The organism is Actinoallomurus oryzae, from assembly GCF_039541955.1.
Classification (GTDB): Bacteria; Actinomycetota; Actinomycetes; order Streptosporangiales; family Streptosporangiaceae; genus Actinoallomurus; species Actinoallomurus oryzae.
The window spans coordinates 374,613-390,808 of sequence record NZ_BAABHF010000019.1; the positions used below are offsets into that span (position 1 = coordinate 374,613).

Here is a 16,196-nt window from a genome sequence, read left to right on the forward strand (position 1 = left end):
GGGACGACCCGGGACGTCAGACCGTGAGGAACCGGCCGGGATCCAGATGATCGATGGGAAGCGTGGTCTCGCCGTGCTGGACGAGGTCGGCCGCGATCTGGCCGAAGGCCGGCGCCATCTTGAAGCCGTGGCCGGAGAAGCCGCCGAGCAGCCAGGTGTTCCGGGCGCCGGGAAGCGCGCCGACGAGGGCGTGCTTGTCGGTGGTGTAGGCGTCCATGTGCGCGGAGACCCGGATCGGCTGCGGCACGAGGCCCGGGAGGCAGGCCGCCACCGCCTCGTTGACCGTGGCGAGATCCCCGGGCGCCACGTTGTGGTCGAGGTCGTCGGCGTCACCGACGTCGCCGTACGTGTCGGACAGCGCCACCTTGACGGATCCGCCGTCGAGGCTGGGGATTCCGAACATGCCGACACCGCGATGCTCGCGGATGAAGATGGGGAAGGCGGCGGGCACGTAGGCGGCCGGGTCATCGGCCATGTACCACGTCATCACGATCTTTCGCGGACTCACGCGGCGGGCCAGTTCCGGCGCGAACCGGGCGGTCCACGGGCCGGCGGTGATCACGGCCTGGGCGAATCGGTAGTCGCGGCCGCCGGCCCGTACGGTCACTCCGTCCGAGGATGGCTCGACCGCCACCACCGGCGTGCCGCTGATCACGCGTGCGCCGAGCCGCCGTGCGCGCAGGGTCGCGGAGATGACGGCGAACTCGGGGCGCAGCACCCCCGCCAGCCGGTCGAGGACGGCGGCCTCACCGGGAAAGAGCGTGTGCTGCGGGTAGCGGCCGGCCATCTGCGTACCGTCGAGAATCTCGTGGGAGAGCCCGAACCGCTCGATGGAGGCGAGCACGTTGCGCATGCCGCCCTCCTCGAGATCTCCGATCATCAGCCCGCCGGTGAGGGTCAGCAGGTCGCGGCCCGACTCCGCCTCCAGCTCCCGCCAGAGTTCGTACGCGCGCAGCAGCGTCGGGACGTACTCCGGCCCCTCCTTGTAGGCGGTGCGGAAGATGCGCGACTCCCCGCCCGCCGCGGACCGGTCGTGTCCCACGCCGAACTGCTCGAATCCGATGGCGTCGACTCCGGCCCGGGCCAGCCGCCACAGCGCCATGGATCCCATGGTGCCCGTACCGATGACCGCGACGTCGGCGTCCAATTTGATGCCTCCTGCTCTCTTCACGACGTACGTGCCGTCGCCGCCAGGTCGGCGGCGACCGTCCGGAGCCGGGCCGGCGAGGCGGCGGCCGGCCGTGCCGGATCGAGGTGGCCGATGGGGAGGGCGGTGCGTCCCCGCAGGACCAGATCGGCGGCGGCGCGTCCGATCGCCGGCGCCATCTTGAAGCCGTGGCCGGAGAATCCGGTCGCCACGACCGTGTTCGGCAGCCCGTCCGGCCGGCCCACGACGGCGTGCCGGTCGTCGGTGTAGCCGTCCATGTACGCGCCGATCCGGACCGGCTCGGGGACCAGGTCGGGAAGCAGGTCCCGTACGGCCGTCCGGATGGTCACCAGCAGGCCGTCATCGACGCCGCGCTCGAGACGGTCGGGGTCGTCCACCCGGTCGTAGCCGTAGTTGACGGCGACCTTCACGTACGCGCCGTCGAGGCTCGGCCAGCCGGAGACGTCGTGGGCGCCGGTCTCGCGGATGAAGATGGGGAAACGCTCGACGTCGAACCAGGACGGGTGCCGGGCGACGAACCACGTCATGACCAGCCGCTGCACGGTCAGCGGCGGGGTGTGCCGCGGCAGCAGGCGGTTGCTCCAGGCTCCGGCGGCGAGCACGACCTGGCCGACCCGCCAGCGCCGCTCCGCCGTACGGATGGTGACGCCGTCGGCGTCGGGCTCGACCGCGACGACCGGGCGGTGCCGGACGATGACCGCACCCAGTTCCTCGGCGCGCATCCCCGCGAGGCTGACGGCGAGTTCGGGCCGCAGGAATCCGGCCTGGGGGTCCAGCACCATCACCTCGCCCGGCTCCAGGCGGTGCTGCGGGTAGCGCCGCCTCGCCTCGTGCTCGTCGAGGAGCTCGTGCGGCAGGTCGTGGGCGGCGGCGCCGGCCAGTACGGACCGGACCAGCGCGCCGTCCGGCGGGCCGATCATGAGACCGCCGTTCAGGGTGAGCACGCTCCGGCCGGTCTCGGCCTCCAGTTCCCGCCACTGGTCCTGGGCGGTGAGCAGGAGCGGGACGTACTCGGCGCCCTCGTGGTAGGCGGTGCGGAAGATGCGCGTCTCGCCGCCCGCGCCCGACCGGTCATGGCCGGGCGCGAACTGCTCGAACCCGATGACGGAGGCACCACGGCGGGCCAGCTGCCAGCACGTCATGCTGCCCATCGTGCCGACTCCGACGACCGCGACGTCGGCGTCCATGGTCGATCCCTTCCCGTTGTCCGCGCGGCGGGTCACGGCGGTCCCGGCGCTCAGGCGTCGCCGGTCGCGGGGACCGGGAACCCCGGCGCGGCCGGTTCGCCGCCGCAGGATTCGGCGAGGTTCAGGTGCCGGGTCTCCGGAGCCCAGGCGACGGAGGCGACGACGCCGGCCAGGACCACGCCCGTACCGATGAGCATGGTCGCCTGCGTCCCGAGGTGGTCGATGCTCATCGGCAGCAGGAACGTGCCCACCGCCGCGCCGACCCGGCTCATCGCCGCGGCGAAGCCGATGCCGGTCGCGCGCAGCTCCGTCGGGAACAGCTCGGACGGGTAGACGGTCTCCAGGTTGCCGGCGCCGGAGACCACGAAGGCGAACACGGCGAAGCACGCGATCACGAGCGCGGTCGAGGGCGCCGGAACCACGCCGAGCACTCCCAGGGACAGGGCGAGCACGACGAACGACCAGATGACGAAGCCGCGCCGGGGCAGCCGGTTCATGACGGCCACGCCGACGACGCCGCCTGCGAGCAGGAAGAGATTCAGGGTCAGGCCACCGGTGAACTCATCGGACAGCCCCAGTGCCTTCAGCACGTCCGGCGCGAAGGTGAACAGTGCGAAGTACGGCAGGACCTGGCAGAACCAGAAGAGCGACGCGAACGCGGTCCGCCGCCGCCAGCGAGGGTGGAACAGCTCGGCGATCGGCGTCTTCGGGGGGCGCGTGGGCGCCTCCCCCAGCACGACATCGGGGCCGAAGGTGTCGCGCAGGACTTGCTGCGCCTCCTCCTCACGGCCGTGCGCGGCCAGCCAGCGCGGCGACTCCGGCGTGCCCAGACGCAGGCTCAGCACGATGACCGCGGGTACCACACTGCTGACCAGCATCCAGCGCCAGGAATCGTCGCCGAGCCCCCGCATCAGATAGCCGACGACGAACGCGACGACGTACCCGACCGTCCACACGGCGTTGAGGGAGGCGAGCAGCGGCCCGCGCTGCCTGCGGGGCAGAAACTCCGCGAGCAGCGCGGAGCCGATCGCGTAGTCGGCGCCGATGGCGACGCCCATCAGCAGGCGTACGACGGCCAGCTGCCACGGCGCGGCGACGAAGAACTGCAGCGCCGAGCAGACGACGAACACCATGAGGTCGGCGGTGTACATGGTCTGGCGCCCGACCCGGTCAGTGATCACGCCGAACACCAGGGCGCCGAGGAAGATCCCGGCGAGCGCGGAGGCACCGATCAGGCCCTCCCACAGCGCGCTCATGCCGACCTGCGGTCCCCAGACCGCCAGGGCGATGCCGATCATGCCGAGGATGTAGCCGTCGATGAACATCCCGCCCGTCGTGACCGCGGTGACGCGCAGGTGGAATCGGCACATGGGAACGTCGTCGAGAGGGATCCGGTTCACGGCCATGGGGGCAGGCCTCCTCCAGGTGATCCGAGCGGCGAAGGCGCACGTCATAGGGTGCGTCCGCGTCTTCAGTGAACGCGAGCGCCAAGTGATACGTCCAATATGGAAATATTGAGGGACCGATACTTGATTCGTATGCTTGGCCGATGGAGCTCCGCCATCTCCGCTACTTCGTCGCCGTCGCCGAGGAGCTGAGCTTCACCCGTGCGGCGGCCCGGCTGCGCATGGCGCAGCCGCCGCTGAGCCAGCAGATCGCCAAGCTCGAGGCGGAGATCGGTATCCGGCTGCTGGACCGTACCTCACGCAGCGTGCAGCTGACGCCCGCCGGATCGGCACTGCTCGATGAGGCCCGCCGGCTGCTCGCCCGGGCCGACGAGGTCCGGCGGGTCGCTCAGAACGTCGGGACCGACCGCGGTGGCGCCCTCCGGATCGGATGCGTCGCGTCGGGGTTCTCCGGTGTTCTCCTCCACCTGCTTCCCGGGTTCCGCACCCACCATCCCGAGGTGCTTCCGCTGGTGTACGAGATGGAGGCCGCGCCGCAGTGCCACGCGCTGATCCGCGGAGACATCGACATCGGGTTCTCCCGGGTCAGCCAGCAGATCCCCGGCGTCCGGGTCATCCCGATCCTCAGCGAACCGCTCATGGCGGCGCTCCCGGCCGGCCATCCGCTCGCGGAACGGCGACGTGTGCCCCTGGTCCGGCTGGCGGGCGAGGCGTTCGTGATGTTCCCCCGCAACGCCGCCCCGGACGCCTTCGACACCATCACCTCGGCGTGCGCCGCGGCCGGGTTCAGCCCGGACATCGCCTACGAGGCCAGCAACGATCACGCCCTGATCTCGATGGTCGCCTGTGGCCTGGGAATCTCCATCGTGCCCGAAAGCACCTCCAACATGACCCTGCCGGGCATCGTCTACCGGCACCTGGCCCGGCCGGCGCCCACGACGTCCATGGCGATCGCGCTTCCCGCGGCCGACCCGGCGCCCCAGGCGCTGCAGATGCTCCGCCTCGCGCAGGACTCGTACGCCGGCCGCGCGTGAAGGTCGGCGCATTCGCGAAACCAGGACGGGGTGCGGAGCGTCGGATCCAGTGGAGGAGGTCGTCGCCGTGACGTTCCCAGACCCTGCCACACCGCCCCGTCCCCCCGAACTGCTCCGGCCGTACGTCGTCCGTGAGCGCTCCGCGCGCTGGATCCTGGAGTTGCCGGTCGCGGTGGTGTTCGGTGCCGGCTGGTACCTGTTCACGACGCGGGTCGTGCACGCCCCGGCCCTGTTCGCGCTGGTGGGTCTCTGCTTCGTCGGCTACGGCGTCTTCCGGGCGGCTCGGCCGGCCCCGGCGCTGCGGGCCGGGCCCGACGGCCTCCGTCTCGACAAGGTCAGCGTGCCCTGGAAGTCGATCCGGGAGGTCGTGATCATGCTGCCCGTCGCCCAGAGCGGACCGTCTCCCGCCGTCGAGGTCGGGCTGCGGCTGCACCACGGAGCCCCGTTGCCCGACGGGATGGACGGTGTCGTCTACGATCCGGGCGATCCGAACGCGATGCAGGTCCGCCGGACCTTCGCGGCGGGCCGAGTCGACCCGGAGCCGCTGGCCGCCGCGGTGAGGGCCTACGGCCGGATCGCCGTCGTCGAGTCGAGGGCCGGCACCGAACGGAGAATCGGATGACCGGCGCGTTTCACTACCTGCTCTTTCCGATCTTCACGCTGATCGGCGCGATCTTCGTCGTCTCCGGCATCCGCACGGTGCGGGAGCACCGGCGGTTCCTGCACACCGCCGTGCGGGTGACGGGAACGGTCACGGCGCTCCGCACGGAGTACTCATCGAGCTCCTCGTCCAACACCCGGTCCGTCGTCTATCGCCCGGTACTGCGCTTCACCACGGTGGACGGACGGATCGTCGAGACCGCGAGCCCGTTCGCCGCCAACCCGGCGCCCGCACGCGTGGGCGCCTCCCTGCCGGTGCTCTACGATCCGGCGGATCCGACCAAGGCCCGGCAGGCCGGCGCGGGCGGCAGCGGCACGTTCCACGGGGTGATATTCACGGCCGGTGGCCTGCTGTTCGGCGTCATCGGCGTCATCGGGGACCTGAGCACGTTCACCTGAGACCCGCCGGCGTGATCAGCGCGGGCGGGTGCTCTCCCGCAGGACGACCTCGCCGCGTACGGAGATCACCCGCGGGGAGCGCCCGGCGGTGTCCAGTGCCAGCTCGGCGGCGCGGACGCCCATCTCCTCCAGGGGCAGACGGACCGTGGTCAGGGAGGGGACGAGATCCCGCAGCGTCGCGATGTCGTCGAAGCCGGCCACCGCGACGTCGTCCGGCACGGCGATGCCACGGGCCCGGAAGGCCGCCATCGCGCCGACCGCCATCACGTCGTTGGTCGCGAACACGCACGCTCCCCCGATGTCCTGCTCGGCGACACGGCTACCGAGTTCGAACCCGCCGTCCCGGGTGAACGCCCCGTGCAGCACCTGGACGGACCTGCGGGCGACGCCGCGCCGCGCCAGTCCGTTGAGGAACCCGGCCAGCCGGTCCGCCGAGGTGGTCAGGTTCTTCGGCCCGGCGAGCACGATGAAACGGCGGTGCCCGAGGTCGAACAGCGCCTCGGCCAGATCACGCGCGCCGGCCCGGTTGAGCGGCTGCACGGTGTGCGAGCCGAGGCGGTTCTGGCTGATGACGGCGACCCGGCCGCCTCCTCCACGGAAGCTGTCGAGCTCCTTGTTCAGCCTCGCCAGGTACGCCTGATCGGTGGTACGGCTGCCCGCGATGATGATCGCCTGCGCGCGCTGGGAGTGCAACGTCGTGACGTACTTCAGCTCCTGCTCGGTGATCCGGTGGGTGCTGCCGAGCATGACCACGAAGCCGCGCTCCTCGGCGACCCGTACGACGCCGTCGGCGATGGTGGAGAAGTACGGGTCGGCGACGTCATGGACGATCAGCCCCACGAGGTTGCTGGCCCCTCGCGCGGTGGCCTGGGCCAGGGCGTTCGGCAGGTAGCCGAGCCGCTCGGCGGCGCGCAGCACGCGGGACCGGTGCGGCTCGCCGACCCTGCGCTCGCCGTTGAGCACCCGCGACGCCGTGGCGACCGAGACGTTGGCCTCCGCCGCGACCATGGCGAGCGTGGCCGGCCCCTGCCAGGTCATTCCCCGCCCTTCGTTCCGGCCCGAGGCGGGCATCAGAGCCGGGCCCGCCGCAACCACAGCTCCACTTGAGAGGTGTCCACGGCTCTCGCGTTCACGATAACGGCTCCGAAGGCACGCCGCAGTTCGCCGCCCGCGCCGAGGGACACGGGGGTCGCCCACGCGAGAGAGGCGCCGATCCCCGGGTAGCCGGCCACGCGGACGAACCAGGGATCCCGCGCGGACGGACCGTCGCCGTGCTCGATGACGACCGACCACTCCCGGCCGTCCGGGTCGGCCGCGGTCACCGCGATCCAGCCGGAGACCGTGCCGTGCACGGCCTCCTCCCCCGAGGCGTCGGCGGTGAAGACGCCGAGCGAGCCGTCGTGGGCGGGCAGCCGCCAGAAGAAGCCGCCGTACCCGGCCCGGTCGCGGCCGTTGGTGGCCGGGCTGCCCAGCTCGATCGGGCGGTCGGTGACGTTGCGCAGGGTGAAGACCAGATCGAGCCGCCAGGCTCCGGGCACCGGCACGGCGGAGGCGCGCAGCGCGCGGTGCTCGGTGAGCAGCACCGAGCCGTCCCGGCCGACCCAGTCGAGGCGCTCCTCCAGGCGGTCCGGGGCGCGCTCCAGCCATGCGCCGCGGACGACGCGGCCATGGTCGTCGAGCCCCTGGTAGCCGCGGTCCCGTACGTACGTGCGGCCGCCCCAGAAGTTGGTCCGGTCCACGTCCTGGACCGCGACGGACACGCCGAGGTGCCACCGGTGGTCCGCCGGGCACGCGTCGGTCACCGTGATGCCGTCGAGGGTGCGCACGGGGTGGAGGTACGGACGGGGGGCCAGGTGCGGATCGAGCCCGTCGCCGTCGTCGTACCGGGCGACGGCCGTGCCGCCCACGCGGAGCGTCGCCGGCTCAGTCACGTGGCCTCCTTCGTGTGAGCCGAACGCCGCTGTGCCTTCGTGTTCGCTCGCTCACCCGGCCTCCCTCACGGCGGTCGTGGCGGCGGACGGCGTACCGCCGACCTCATAGGTGGTGGGCGCGATCGCCCAGGGGGCGTGCAGCTCCGAGTACAGCGCCAGATCCGCCGCGGAGGCCGTCACCAGGTCGTCGATGCCGGAGACGACGAACCGGTCCCCGTGCTCGTCGGCGAGCCGTACGCGGTGCGGCTCGCCGATCTCGGCCGGGTCCGGGGCGGCGCGGACGGCGTCCACGACCGCCGTGAACGCGCCGGTGGCGCGCAGCGGGACGAGGAGCTCGACGGCGTCCGGCCGGGCCACGTGCGCGATCAGGTTCTCCAGCAGGTCGGTCCGGGGGTACAGAGCGGTCTCCCGCGCGCCGTCCGCCTCCAGCCTGACCTCGCCGCGCTTGTAGAAGAGCGTGACGCGACCGCGGGTGCCGTGCACGACGAGGCACGGGTCGTGGTCGGCCGCCGCGCACAGGGTGGCCGCGACGGTGACGGGCGTGCCGTGCCGGGTGTGCACGCGGACGCAGGAGGTGTCGTCGGACTCGATGGCGTTCGCCCGGTACAGCTCGACCTCGATGCGCGCCAGGTCGGCGGGCGCGGTGGCGCGGGCCAGGCACAGCGCGGACGCCACGGCGTGGGCGAACGGATTGGTCAGCGCGCCGTCGACCACGGGCCGTCCGCCGATCGCGCGCCGGCCGGCCCACGGCGACCGGGTGAAGTAGCGCGCCGGCCGTACCCACGCACACGCCCCGGAGATCCCGAGCGGTTCGCCGATCACGCCGTCGTCGACCAGCCGGGCGATCGCCGGGAGCGCCGACGACGCCAGGTCCTGGAACCCGACCTGGCAGGCGCGCCCCGTACGCTCCGCCGTGCGTGCGATCCGGTCGTACTCGGCGCGGCCGGGAGCGGGCGGCTTCTCCAGCAGCACGTGCGAGCCGGCCTCCATCGCCGCCACGGCCAGGTCGGCGTGGGTGTGGATCGGCGTGCAGATGACCGTGACGTCGGGCCGGGTGCGGACCAGCAGGTCCGTCAGGTCGCCGCTCCACGGAGGATCGCCGAGGCCCGCCAGGGTGTCGGCGCTCACGGGCCTGGGGTCGCACACGCCGGCCACCGTGACCGCGCCGGAGCGGACGAGGCGGCCGAGGTTGCGCACATGCGTCCGCCCGTGCCCGTACACCCCGGCCAGTAAGACGCGTACGGGCGTGCCCGGAACGGGCCCGGCCGATGGCTGGCCGGCGGGGGGCGGGAGTCGTTCGGGCACGGGCTCACCATAGATCGCGGAGCGGGAATGGGAAAGCGTTTGCCGTCGCCGGTCACATCGAACGGCGAATGACACCCTTTCACTCACGGTGACGTTTCCGCTGGTAGAGCGGCACGTCAGGCGGGCGAGCGGCGAATAGATGCCGGACGGTGACATTTCAGGGGGTTGACACGCCACGCCTGCCGGGTTTCTCTGGCAAACGTTTACCCACAGGTCGATCGAAGGGGCCGGCCGTGCCCGAGACACACGATCCCCCGACGACCCTGCTGGCCGACGGGGGCGAAGGCCACGGGGACCCACCCGCCGCGCCACCGGGCGAGCGGCACGGCCGTGCGCGGCGCGGCAGCCGTCCGCGACGTTCCTTCTCGGAGCGCTACGCGCACTACTTCTTCCTGGCACCGTGGTTCGCGGGCCTGTTCCTCATCACGCTGGGGCCGCTGCTGGCCTCCGTGTACCTGTCGTTCACGAAGTACAACCTGATCAACGCGCCGGAGTGGACGGGGCTGGAGAACTACCGCCGCATGTTCGGCGACGCGCGCTTCTACCACGCGCTCAAGGTGACCTTCATCTACGTCGGCGTCTCGGTGCCGCTGCAACTCGCGCTGGCGCTGGCGCTGGCCGTGGTGCTCGACCGGGGAATCCGGGGACTGGCGCTCTACCGGTCGGTCTACTACCTGCCGTCGCTGCTCGGCGCGAGTGTCGCCGTCGCCGTGCTGTGGCGGCAGATGTTCGGGACGGACGGCCTGGTGAACGGGCTACTCGGGCACGTCGGCCTGCACGACCTGCCCGGGTGGGTGTCCGACCCACGGTTCGCGCTCGGGTCGTTGATCGTGCTCAACGTGTGGACGTTCGGCGCGCCGATGGTGATCTTCCTGGCGGGACTGCGGCAGATTCCGCGCACGTACTACGAGGCGGCGGCGCTGGACGGCGCGGGCCGGATCCGGAGGTTCACCCGGATCACGCTGCCGCTGCTGTCGCCGATCGTCTTCTTCAACCTGGTACTCCAGCTCATCCACGCGTTCCAGAGCTTCACCCAGGCGTTCATCGTCAGCGGAGGCGAGGGAGGGCCGGCGGATTCGACGCTCTTCTACACGCTGTACATCTACCAGAAGGGATTCGGCAGCTTCGACATGGGATACGCGGCGGCGCTCGCCTGGGTTCTCGTGCTCATCGTGGCGGCGCTCACCGCGATCAATTTCTTCGCTTCGAAATTCTGGGTGTTCTATGGCGACGAGTAGCGTCACGGCGCGGCGATCCCGATCCCGATCCCGGCGTCCCCGGGTGCTGGCGCACGCGGGACTCATCCTCTTCGGCATCGTCATGCTGTATCCGCTGATCTGGATGCTGGCCGGCTCCTTCAAGCACACGTCCGACATCTTCAGCCACCCCGGCCTGTTCGCGAAGAGCTACACCACGAAGAACTACGCCGACGGCTGGACCGCCAACGGCACCTCCTTCGGCCGGTACATCGTCAACTCGCTGATCGTGGTGACCGGGGCGATCGCGGGGAACCTGCTGGCCTGCTCGGCGGCGGCATACGCCTTCGCGCGGCTGGAGTTCCGGGGCAAGAAGATGTGGTTCGCGCTGATGCTCGGCACGATCATGCTGCCGATCCACGTCGTGATCGTGCCGCAGTACATCCTCTTCTCCAAGCTCGGCTGGCTGAACACCTACCTGCCGTTGATCGTGCCGAAGCTGCTCGCCACCGACGCGTTCTTCGTCTTCTTGATGGTGCAGTTCATCCGGTCGCTTCCCCGGGACCTCGACGAGGCCGCCAGAATCGACGGCTGCGGGCACTTCGGAATCTTCTTCCGGATCATTCTGCCGCTCTCGAAACCGGCGCTGGCGACGACCGCGATCTTCACTTTCATCTGGACGTGGAACGACTTCTTCCACCAGCTGGTGTTCCTCACCGACCCGAAGATGTACACCGTTCCGGTCGCCCTGCGGACCTTCGTCGACGCCACCAGCCAGACACCGTGGGGACCGGTCTTCGCCATGTCGATCGTCTCGCTGGCGCCGGTCTTCGGATTCTTCCTCGCCGGCCAGCGGTACCTCGTGCGCGGCATCGCGACAACCGGGTTCAAGTGAACCGAGAAAGGAGAACCCCCGTGTTCCACAAACCTCGAGGCGTCCGCCGAGGGGGCCGGCGTTTAAGAGTGTTCGCGGTGCCGCTCGCCCTGGCCCTGGCCCTGAGCGCCTGCGGCGGAGGGTCGGGCTCGGACGGGAAGATCCACCTGACGATGACGTGGTGGGGCAGTGACACCCGGCACGCGACGACCAAGAAGCTCATCGCGCTGTATGAGAAGTCGCATCCGAACATCGTCATCAGCCCGACGTACACCGGGTGGGACGACTACTGGGACCGGCTGGCCACGACGGTCGCGGGCGGCAACACGCCCGACATCATCCAGCAGGACTTCCGCTACGTGCACGAGTACGCCGACCGCGGCGCGCTCGCCGACCTCAAGCGCTTCATCCCCAGCGTGATCAACGACTCGGAGCTCGACAAGTCGGCCATGTCGACCGGGCGGCTCGACGGCAGGACGTACGCGATCCCAACCGGGGTCAACGCGTTCGCGCTCGTGGTCAACCCCACCCTCGTCAAGCAGGCCGGCGTCCCCCTCCCCGACGACAAGACCTGGTCGTGGGACGACTTCGTGAACACCGCGGCCAAGATCACCCAGGCGACCAAGGGCGCCGTCCACGGCACCGAGGACATGGGCTACTACGACGGCGGGCTCCAGGTGTTCGCCCGCCAGCACGGCGAGGACCTGTTCACCCCCGACGGCAAGCCGGGCATGTCGGTCCAGACGCTCACGGAGTGGTTCAACCTCATCGTGAAGATGCGCGACACCAAGGCGGAGCCGTCGGCGTCGGTGACGCACGAGACCTGGTCCGGCGGCATCGACCAGTCGCTGCTCGCCACGAACAAGGGCGCGTCGAGCTTCTGGTGGACCAACCAGCTGAGCGCCCTGTCCGCCGATTCGAAGGCCTCCCTCGAACTGCGGCGCATGCCGGGTGAGTCACAGGCCGCCAAGCCCGGCACCTTCCTCAAGCCCGCGATGTTCTGGTCGCTCTCGGCCCGGAGCAAGCACCCCGAGGAGGCGGCGCAGTTCGTCAACTTCCTGATCAACGACCCGGAGGCCGCCAGACTCCAGCTGAGCGACCGCGGCCTGCCGATCAACACCCGGCTCCGCGACCAGATCACCGGGCAGCTGAGTCCCGCGGACAAGAAGTCCGCGACCTTCGTCAAGGAGATCACCCCGGAGCTCGCGCCGCCCCCGGCGCTGCCGCCGAAGGGCGCGGGCGACGTGGAGAAGATCCTCAGCCGGATCAACGAGGAGGTGCTCTTCAACCGCGTCTCGGTCCCGAAGGCGGTGCAGGAGTACATCGACCAGGTGAAGTCCGCGACGAGCTGAGGGTGCCCCCGGGCGGCGGCCCGCGGACCGCCGCCCGCCCCGGCACCGGAAGGGAACAGACGGGATGACACACACGGGCCGTACCGATCGCGGTCGCCGGCGGTATGCGCTCGTCGGGACGGGCCATCGTGCCGAGATGTACTTCGCGGCGCTCATCGGAACGCACCGCGACGCCGGAGTCCCCGTCGCCCTGTGCGACACCAACCGTACGCGGATGGCGTACTACCAGGGCCTGTACGCCGACGCGTACGGTGGCGGCGGGGAGCCGCCGGCGTACGACACCGGCGACTTCGAGACGATGCTGGAGCGCGAGCGGCCCGACGCGGTGATCGTCACCACGGTGGACGCCACGCACGCGCGGTACGTCACCGCGGCCCTCGACCGGGGCTGCGACGTGATCTGCGAGAAGCCGCTCACGACCGACGCCGACGGCTGCCGCCGGATCGCCGAGGCCGCGCTGCGCTCCGATGGGGAACTCGTCGTCACCTTCAACTACCGCTACTCGCCCCGGAACTCCGAGGTCAAGCGCCTCCTCATGGAAGGCGCGATCGGCCAGGTCACCTCGGTGGTGTTCGAGTGGGTGCTGGACACCGTGCACGGCGCCGACTACTTCCGGCGCTGGCACCGGCGGAAGGTGAACAGCGGCGGCCTGCTGGTGCACAAGGCGACGCACCACTTCGACCTGGTCGGCTGGTGGCTGGACGACCTGCCGGAGACCGTCTTCGCCCTCGGCGCCCTGCGGTTCTACGGCCCCGACGGGCCGGTCGGCCGGGCCCGGCGCGAGCACGGCGCCCCGCCCGACGACCCGTTCGCCCTCGACCTCGACGCCAGCCCGCGGCTCTCGGCCCTGTACGGGCGAGCGCGCGAGGAGGACGGCTATGTCCGCGACGGCGACGTCTTCTCCCCGGACATCGACATCGAGGACAACATGGCGGTCCTCATCCGGTACGAGCGCGGGCCGGCCCTGGCGTACTCGCTGAACGCGCACGCCCCCTGGGAGGGGTACCGCGTCGCGTTCAACGGCACCGAAGGGCGCCTGGAGCTGAACGTGTGCGAGCGCGCCGCGGTGCTGCCCGAGTCGGCGAACGACGTCCTCGGCCGGCCGCGCCGGCCCGTTCTCGACCCGAGCGCCGCACCCGATCACGCCGACGGCGACGCCGGGTGCCGCCGGCCCGGCACCGAGCTGATCCTCCAGCGGCACTGGTCACGGGCCGAGCGCGTCGCGATCCCCGAGGGCGGTGGCGCGCACGGCGGAGGCGACGAGCGGCTGCTCGACGACGTGTTCCGCGACGCCGCCCCGGACCCGCTGCACCGCCGCGCGGGCTTCCCGGACGGAATCGCCGGCGTGCTGGTCGGCGCCGCCGCGAACCGCTCGATGGCCGAGCACCGCGCCGTCGCGATCGACGAGTTGGGCCTCCCCCGGGAGACCTATGCCCGCGCCCCGACGCCGACCTGACGATGGGGAGGAGCCGGGTGGGGCGGGCCGGGACGTGATCTCGTCCCGGCCCGCCGGTGGGTCATGCCAGGAGCGGATGCCAGCCGTCGCGGTAGCGGACGCCGCCGCGCCGGAGCCGGACCTCGTCGTGCCAGGTTCCGGGGACCGGTTCGGTGTGGACCAGCGCCGGGCGTTCCACCACGACGCAGACGTCCTCGCCCGGCCACCACCAGCCGCAGGAACGCGCCAGTGCGGCCCAGTGGCCGAGGTGGTCGAGCGCGTCCGGCCCGTACCTGGCCAGTCCGAGCCGGTGCAGGGCGTCGTAGTACCCGATCCACGCCGCGTCCTGCTGCCCGTACCAGCACACCGGGACGGGCCGGCCGCCGGCCAGTGTGTTGAGAACCGGCCTGCGGAACCCCTGCGCGAGGCTCCGATGGAGCGCGGTACGGACGCCCTGGTGCAGTACGACGCCCAAGGGCACGCCGATCCCGAACGCCTCCAGCGGTGGCAGTTCGGGCCAGGGGTCCTTGCCCTTCCGCGTCGCGGACAGCTCAGGGTCCGGATGGGAGACCCCGGCACTGAGCGCGGCGCGCAGCCGGGACACGACCACGGCCAGATCACTGGCCGGCGGTGGTGGCCCCTGCGGACGAGGATCGCGAATCCGCTCGTAGAGCCGGTCGAGCGTGGGCAGACCGGCGACGAGCGGGATCGCCTGATGCGGAGATTCGACCCAGGTGAACCGGGGCCTTGGCCGTGACATGCTGGCGTAGATGGCGGTCAGGCTGTCCTCGGCGGTCCGGCGGTCGGCCGGCTGAGTGGACAGGCCGTGGTCGAGCCACTCCTGCCGGATCTTGAGAGCTTCCTGCCAGCGGTCGTGCGCGTCCTTGCCACGGACACGGACGAGAGGCGCAGCGGCGTCATGGCGCCGCGCGGGCGCGGTCAACGCGCGAGGGCGTCGCCGCCCTTTCGGTTGGAGATCATGCTCCGATGATCGCCTGTGCCCGCCGGTCCGCGCAACCCCCGAGACCGACCACCGTCCGAACCGCCGCCGCCCGGCCGGCATCGTCCGAACGCGCCGCTCCCCACCCCGGATTCGGGGCGGCTTCACGGGACGGCGGTCGCGGTCCAGGTCGCCCGTATGACGACGTCGCCGAGCGGCCGGCGGATGTCCGGGGTCAGGGTCTTCGCTGCCGTGGGACGATCGGCGCCTCGTCCTTCTCCGCGTCGGCGGGCGGGCGGGAACCGGGCGGGAGCGTCTTCACCCGCAGGCTGGAACAGGACGGGCAGGACGGGTCGATCCACGGCGGCATGCTCGCCGTCCCCTTGTAGCGCCAGGTGACCACCTGGCCGCCGCGGCCGTCGTCGGCGTGCCACGCCTCGTACACGCTCTCCCAGACGTGCTGGCACGTCAGGCAGTTGAAGGGCCAGGTCTGAAGGATGATGTGCGGCTCTTTCATGATTCGCTGCGCTCCTGGAATCCGGCAGGACGTGCTGGCAGATCACCGTGGGCGCGAACCCGCGGACACGCGCGCGAGGATGAGAGGTCACGGCGGCTCGGAGCGGCCGGGACCACGCGTCGCGGTGTGTCAGGGGTGCGCCGGCGCCGTCACGTACGCGAGGAGCACAGATCGATCAGCAGGTCGGCGCCCGACCGTGCCGCGGACGGACGCGACCGGCGTTCGCCCGGGCGTCCGTTCGCCGGCCGGGCGGTCGCGCCGGTGTCCGTTGCGGCCGGCAGATACCACGACACCGCCCCGGCGTGCCACGGTCCGAGCGCGCGCTGCTGCTGCGCCGAGCCGCGGTGGTTGATGACGCCGCACGGCGGGTGGTGGTGCGGGCGGGGAGCCGGCGCGCACGGGTGGCCGGCATCGGCGACGCTGTCGGTGTCCGGCGTCTCGCCGCGGTTCCGCTCGGCGGGCGGCGGCGCGTCGAAGGCCGACGAGACGCAGGCCCGCGTCGTGGCGCTCAGCACTCCGGCGTGGACGTTCGGCGGGCACAGACTCGAATGGATCACGACACCCACCACCATGAACAGCCACAGCACCCAACGGTGTCCGTGGGCGGCGTCCATGCGCGGGTCCGTAATCATCAGGCGGCATACTACTCTCGGTAATCATCGGCTACGAAGAGTGGAAATCGCCCGGTGCACCGGGCATTCGCCCGCGCGCGAAGACGAGAGATCGCCATGGTTTCCGCCGGCCGCCCGCTCCCCAAGCGGTGCCGATCATGACGCCGGGCCACCGAAACGC

16 protein-coding genes are annotated in these 16,196 nt (G+C 71.4%); 7 read left to right on the forward strand and 9 right to left on the reverse strand.

Translation table 11 applies throughout. The features are described from left to right. Positions 1-16 precede the first annotated feature (16 nt). The 3 genes from solA (ABEA10_RS15975) to ABEA10_RS15985 are packed head-to-tail and all read right to left on the reverse strand — an operon-like array spanning position 17 to position 3,761. Entirely contained in the window at positions 17-1,147 is a 1,131-nt protein-coding gene (gene solA / locus ABEA10_RS15975; protein ID WP_345464089.1) for an N-methyl-L-tryptophan oxidase, read from the reverse strand. Between the two features lie 20 nt (positions 1,148-1,167). Beyond that, a complete protein-coding gene (solA, locus tag ABEA10_RS15980; protein WP_345464092.1) occupies positions 1,168-2,355 on the reverse strand; it encodes an N-methyl-L-tryptophan oxidase in 1,188 nt (395 codons plus the stop codon). A gap of 50 nt (positions 2,356-2,405) precedes the next feature. Next, positions 2,406-3,761, reverse strand: a complete 1,356-nt coding sequence (locus ABEA10_RS15985) for an MFS transporter (RefSeq protein ID WP_345464095.1) — start codon at positions 3,759-3,761, stop codon at positions 2,406-2,408. 143 nt (positions 3,762-3,904) lie between these two features. On the opposite strand from ABEA10_RS15985, the gene ABEA10_RS15990 reads away from it, so the two are divergent. The 3 genes from ABEA10_RS15990 (at position 3,905) to ABEA10_RS16000 (ending at position 5,854) form a co-directional block, all read left to right on the forward strand. Next, positions 3,905-4,795, forward strand: coding sequence for a LysR substrate-binding domain-containing protein (locus tag ABEA10_RS15990; RefSeq protein WP_345464098.1), 891 nt, complete (start codon positions 3,905-3,907; stop codon positions 4,793-4,795). A 67-nt stretch (positions 4,796-4,862) separates the two neighbouring features. After that, the gene (locus tag ABEA10_RS15995) at positions 4,863-5,417 is read left to right on the forward strand and encodes a hypothetical protein (protein ID WP_345464101.1); all 555 of its coding nucleotides are present in this window, start codon (positions 4,863-4,865) and stop codon (positions 5,415-5,417) included. After that, positions 5,414-5,854: a DUF3592 domain-containing protein gene (locus tag ABEA10_RS16000; protein WP_345464104.1), complete on the forward strand. Its 441-nt coding sequence runs from the start codon at positions 5,414-5,416 to the stop codon at positions 5,852-5,854. The genes ABEA10_RS15995 and ABEA10_RS16000 overlap by 4 nt, the downstream gene beginning before the upstream one ends. A 15-nt stretch (positions 5,855-5,869) precedes the next feature. Here the strand turns inward: ABEA10_RS16000 and ABEA10_RS16005 are convergent, their stop codons facing one another. The 3 genes from ABEA10_RS16005 to ABEA10_RS16015 are packed head-to-tail and all read right to left on the reverse strand — an operon-like array spanning position 5,870 to position 9,090. Beyond that, positions 5,870-6,892, reverse strand: a complete 1,023-nt coding sequence (locus ABEA10_RS16005; protein WP_345464107.1) for a LacI family DNA-binding transcriptional regulator — start codon at positions 6,890-6,892, stop codon at positions 5,870-5,872. A 32-nt stretch (positions 6,893-6,924) separates the two neighbouring features. Continuing rightward, complete coding sequence (locus tag ABEA10_RS16010; protein WP_345464110.1) at positions 6,925-7,785, reverse strand: DUF6807 domain-containing protein; 861 nt, start codon at positions 7,783-7,785, stop codon at positions 6,925-6,927. A 51-nt stretch (positions 7,786-7,836) separates the two neighbouring features. Further along, complete coding sequence (locus ABEA10_RS16015) at positions 7,837-9,090, reverse strand: Gfo/Idh/MocA family protein (RefSeq protein ID WP_345464113.1); 1,254 nt, start codon at positions 9,088-9,090, stop codon at positions 7,837-7,839. Positions 9,091-9,356: 266 nt separating this feature from the next. On the opposite strand from ABEA10_RS16015, the gene ABEA10_RS16020 reads away from it, so the two are divergent. The 4 genes from ABEA10_RS16020 (at position 9,357) to ABEA10_RS16035 (ending at position 13,968) form a co-directional block, all read left to right on the forward strand. After that, the gene (locus tag ABEA10_RS16020) at positions 9,357-10,328 is read left to right on the forward strand and encodes a carbohydrate ABC transporter permease (RefSeq protein ID WP_425550915.1); all 972 of its coding nucleotides are present in this window, start codon (positions 9,357-9,359) and stop codon (positions 10,326-10,328) included. Continuing rightward, entirely contained in the window at positions 10,315-11,181 is an 867-nt protein-coding gene (locus ABEA10_RS16025) for a carbohydrate ABC transporter permease (RefSeq protein WP_345464116.1), read from the forward strand. Before ABEA10_RS16020 ends, ABEA10_RS16025 begins: the two co-directional genes overlap by 14 nt. Before the next feature lie 77 nt (positions 11,182-11,258). Next, entirely contained in the window at positions 11,259-12,512 is a 1,254-nt protein-coding gene (locus tag ABEA10_RS16030) for an ABC transporter substrate-binding protein (RefSeq protein ID WP_345464119.1), read from the forward strand. A 64-nt stretch (positions 12,513-12,576) separates the two neighbouring features. Then, positions 12,577-13,968: a Gfo/Idh/MocA family protein gene (locus tag ABEA10_RS16035; RefSeq protein WP_345464122.1), complete on the forward strand. Its 1,392-nt coding sequence runs from the start codon at positions 12,577-12,579 to the stop codon at positions 13,966-13,968. A gap of 61 nt (positions 13,969-14,029) precedes the next feature. Here the strand turns inward: ABEA10_RS16035 and ABEA10_RS16040 are convergent, their stop codons facing one another. From ABEA10_RS16040 to ABEA10_RS16050, 3 genes are all read right to left on the reverse strand, one after another. Further along, the gene (locus ABEA10_RS16040; RefSeq protein WP_345464125.1) at positions 14,030-14,890 is read right to left on the reverse strand and encodes a DUF6745 domain-containing protein; all 861 of its coding nucleotides are present in this window, start codon (positions 14,888-14,890) and stop codon (positions 14,030-14,032) included. A 232-nt stretch (positions 14,891-15,122) separates the two neighbouring features. After that, on the reverse strand, positions 15,123-15,404 hold the full coding sequence (locus tag ABEA10_RS16045; RefSeq protein WP_345464128.1) for a hypothetical protein: 282 nt from the start codon (positions 15,402-15,404) through the stop codon (positions 15,123-15,125). 149 nt (positions 15,405-15,553) lie between these two features. After that, positions 15,554-16,036, reverse strand: a complete 483-nt coding sequence (locus tag ABEA10_RS16050) for a hypothetical protein (RefSeq protein WP_345464131.1) — start codon at positions 16,034-16,036, stop codon at positions 15,554-15,556. Positions 16,037-16,196: the final 160 nt, after the last annotated feature.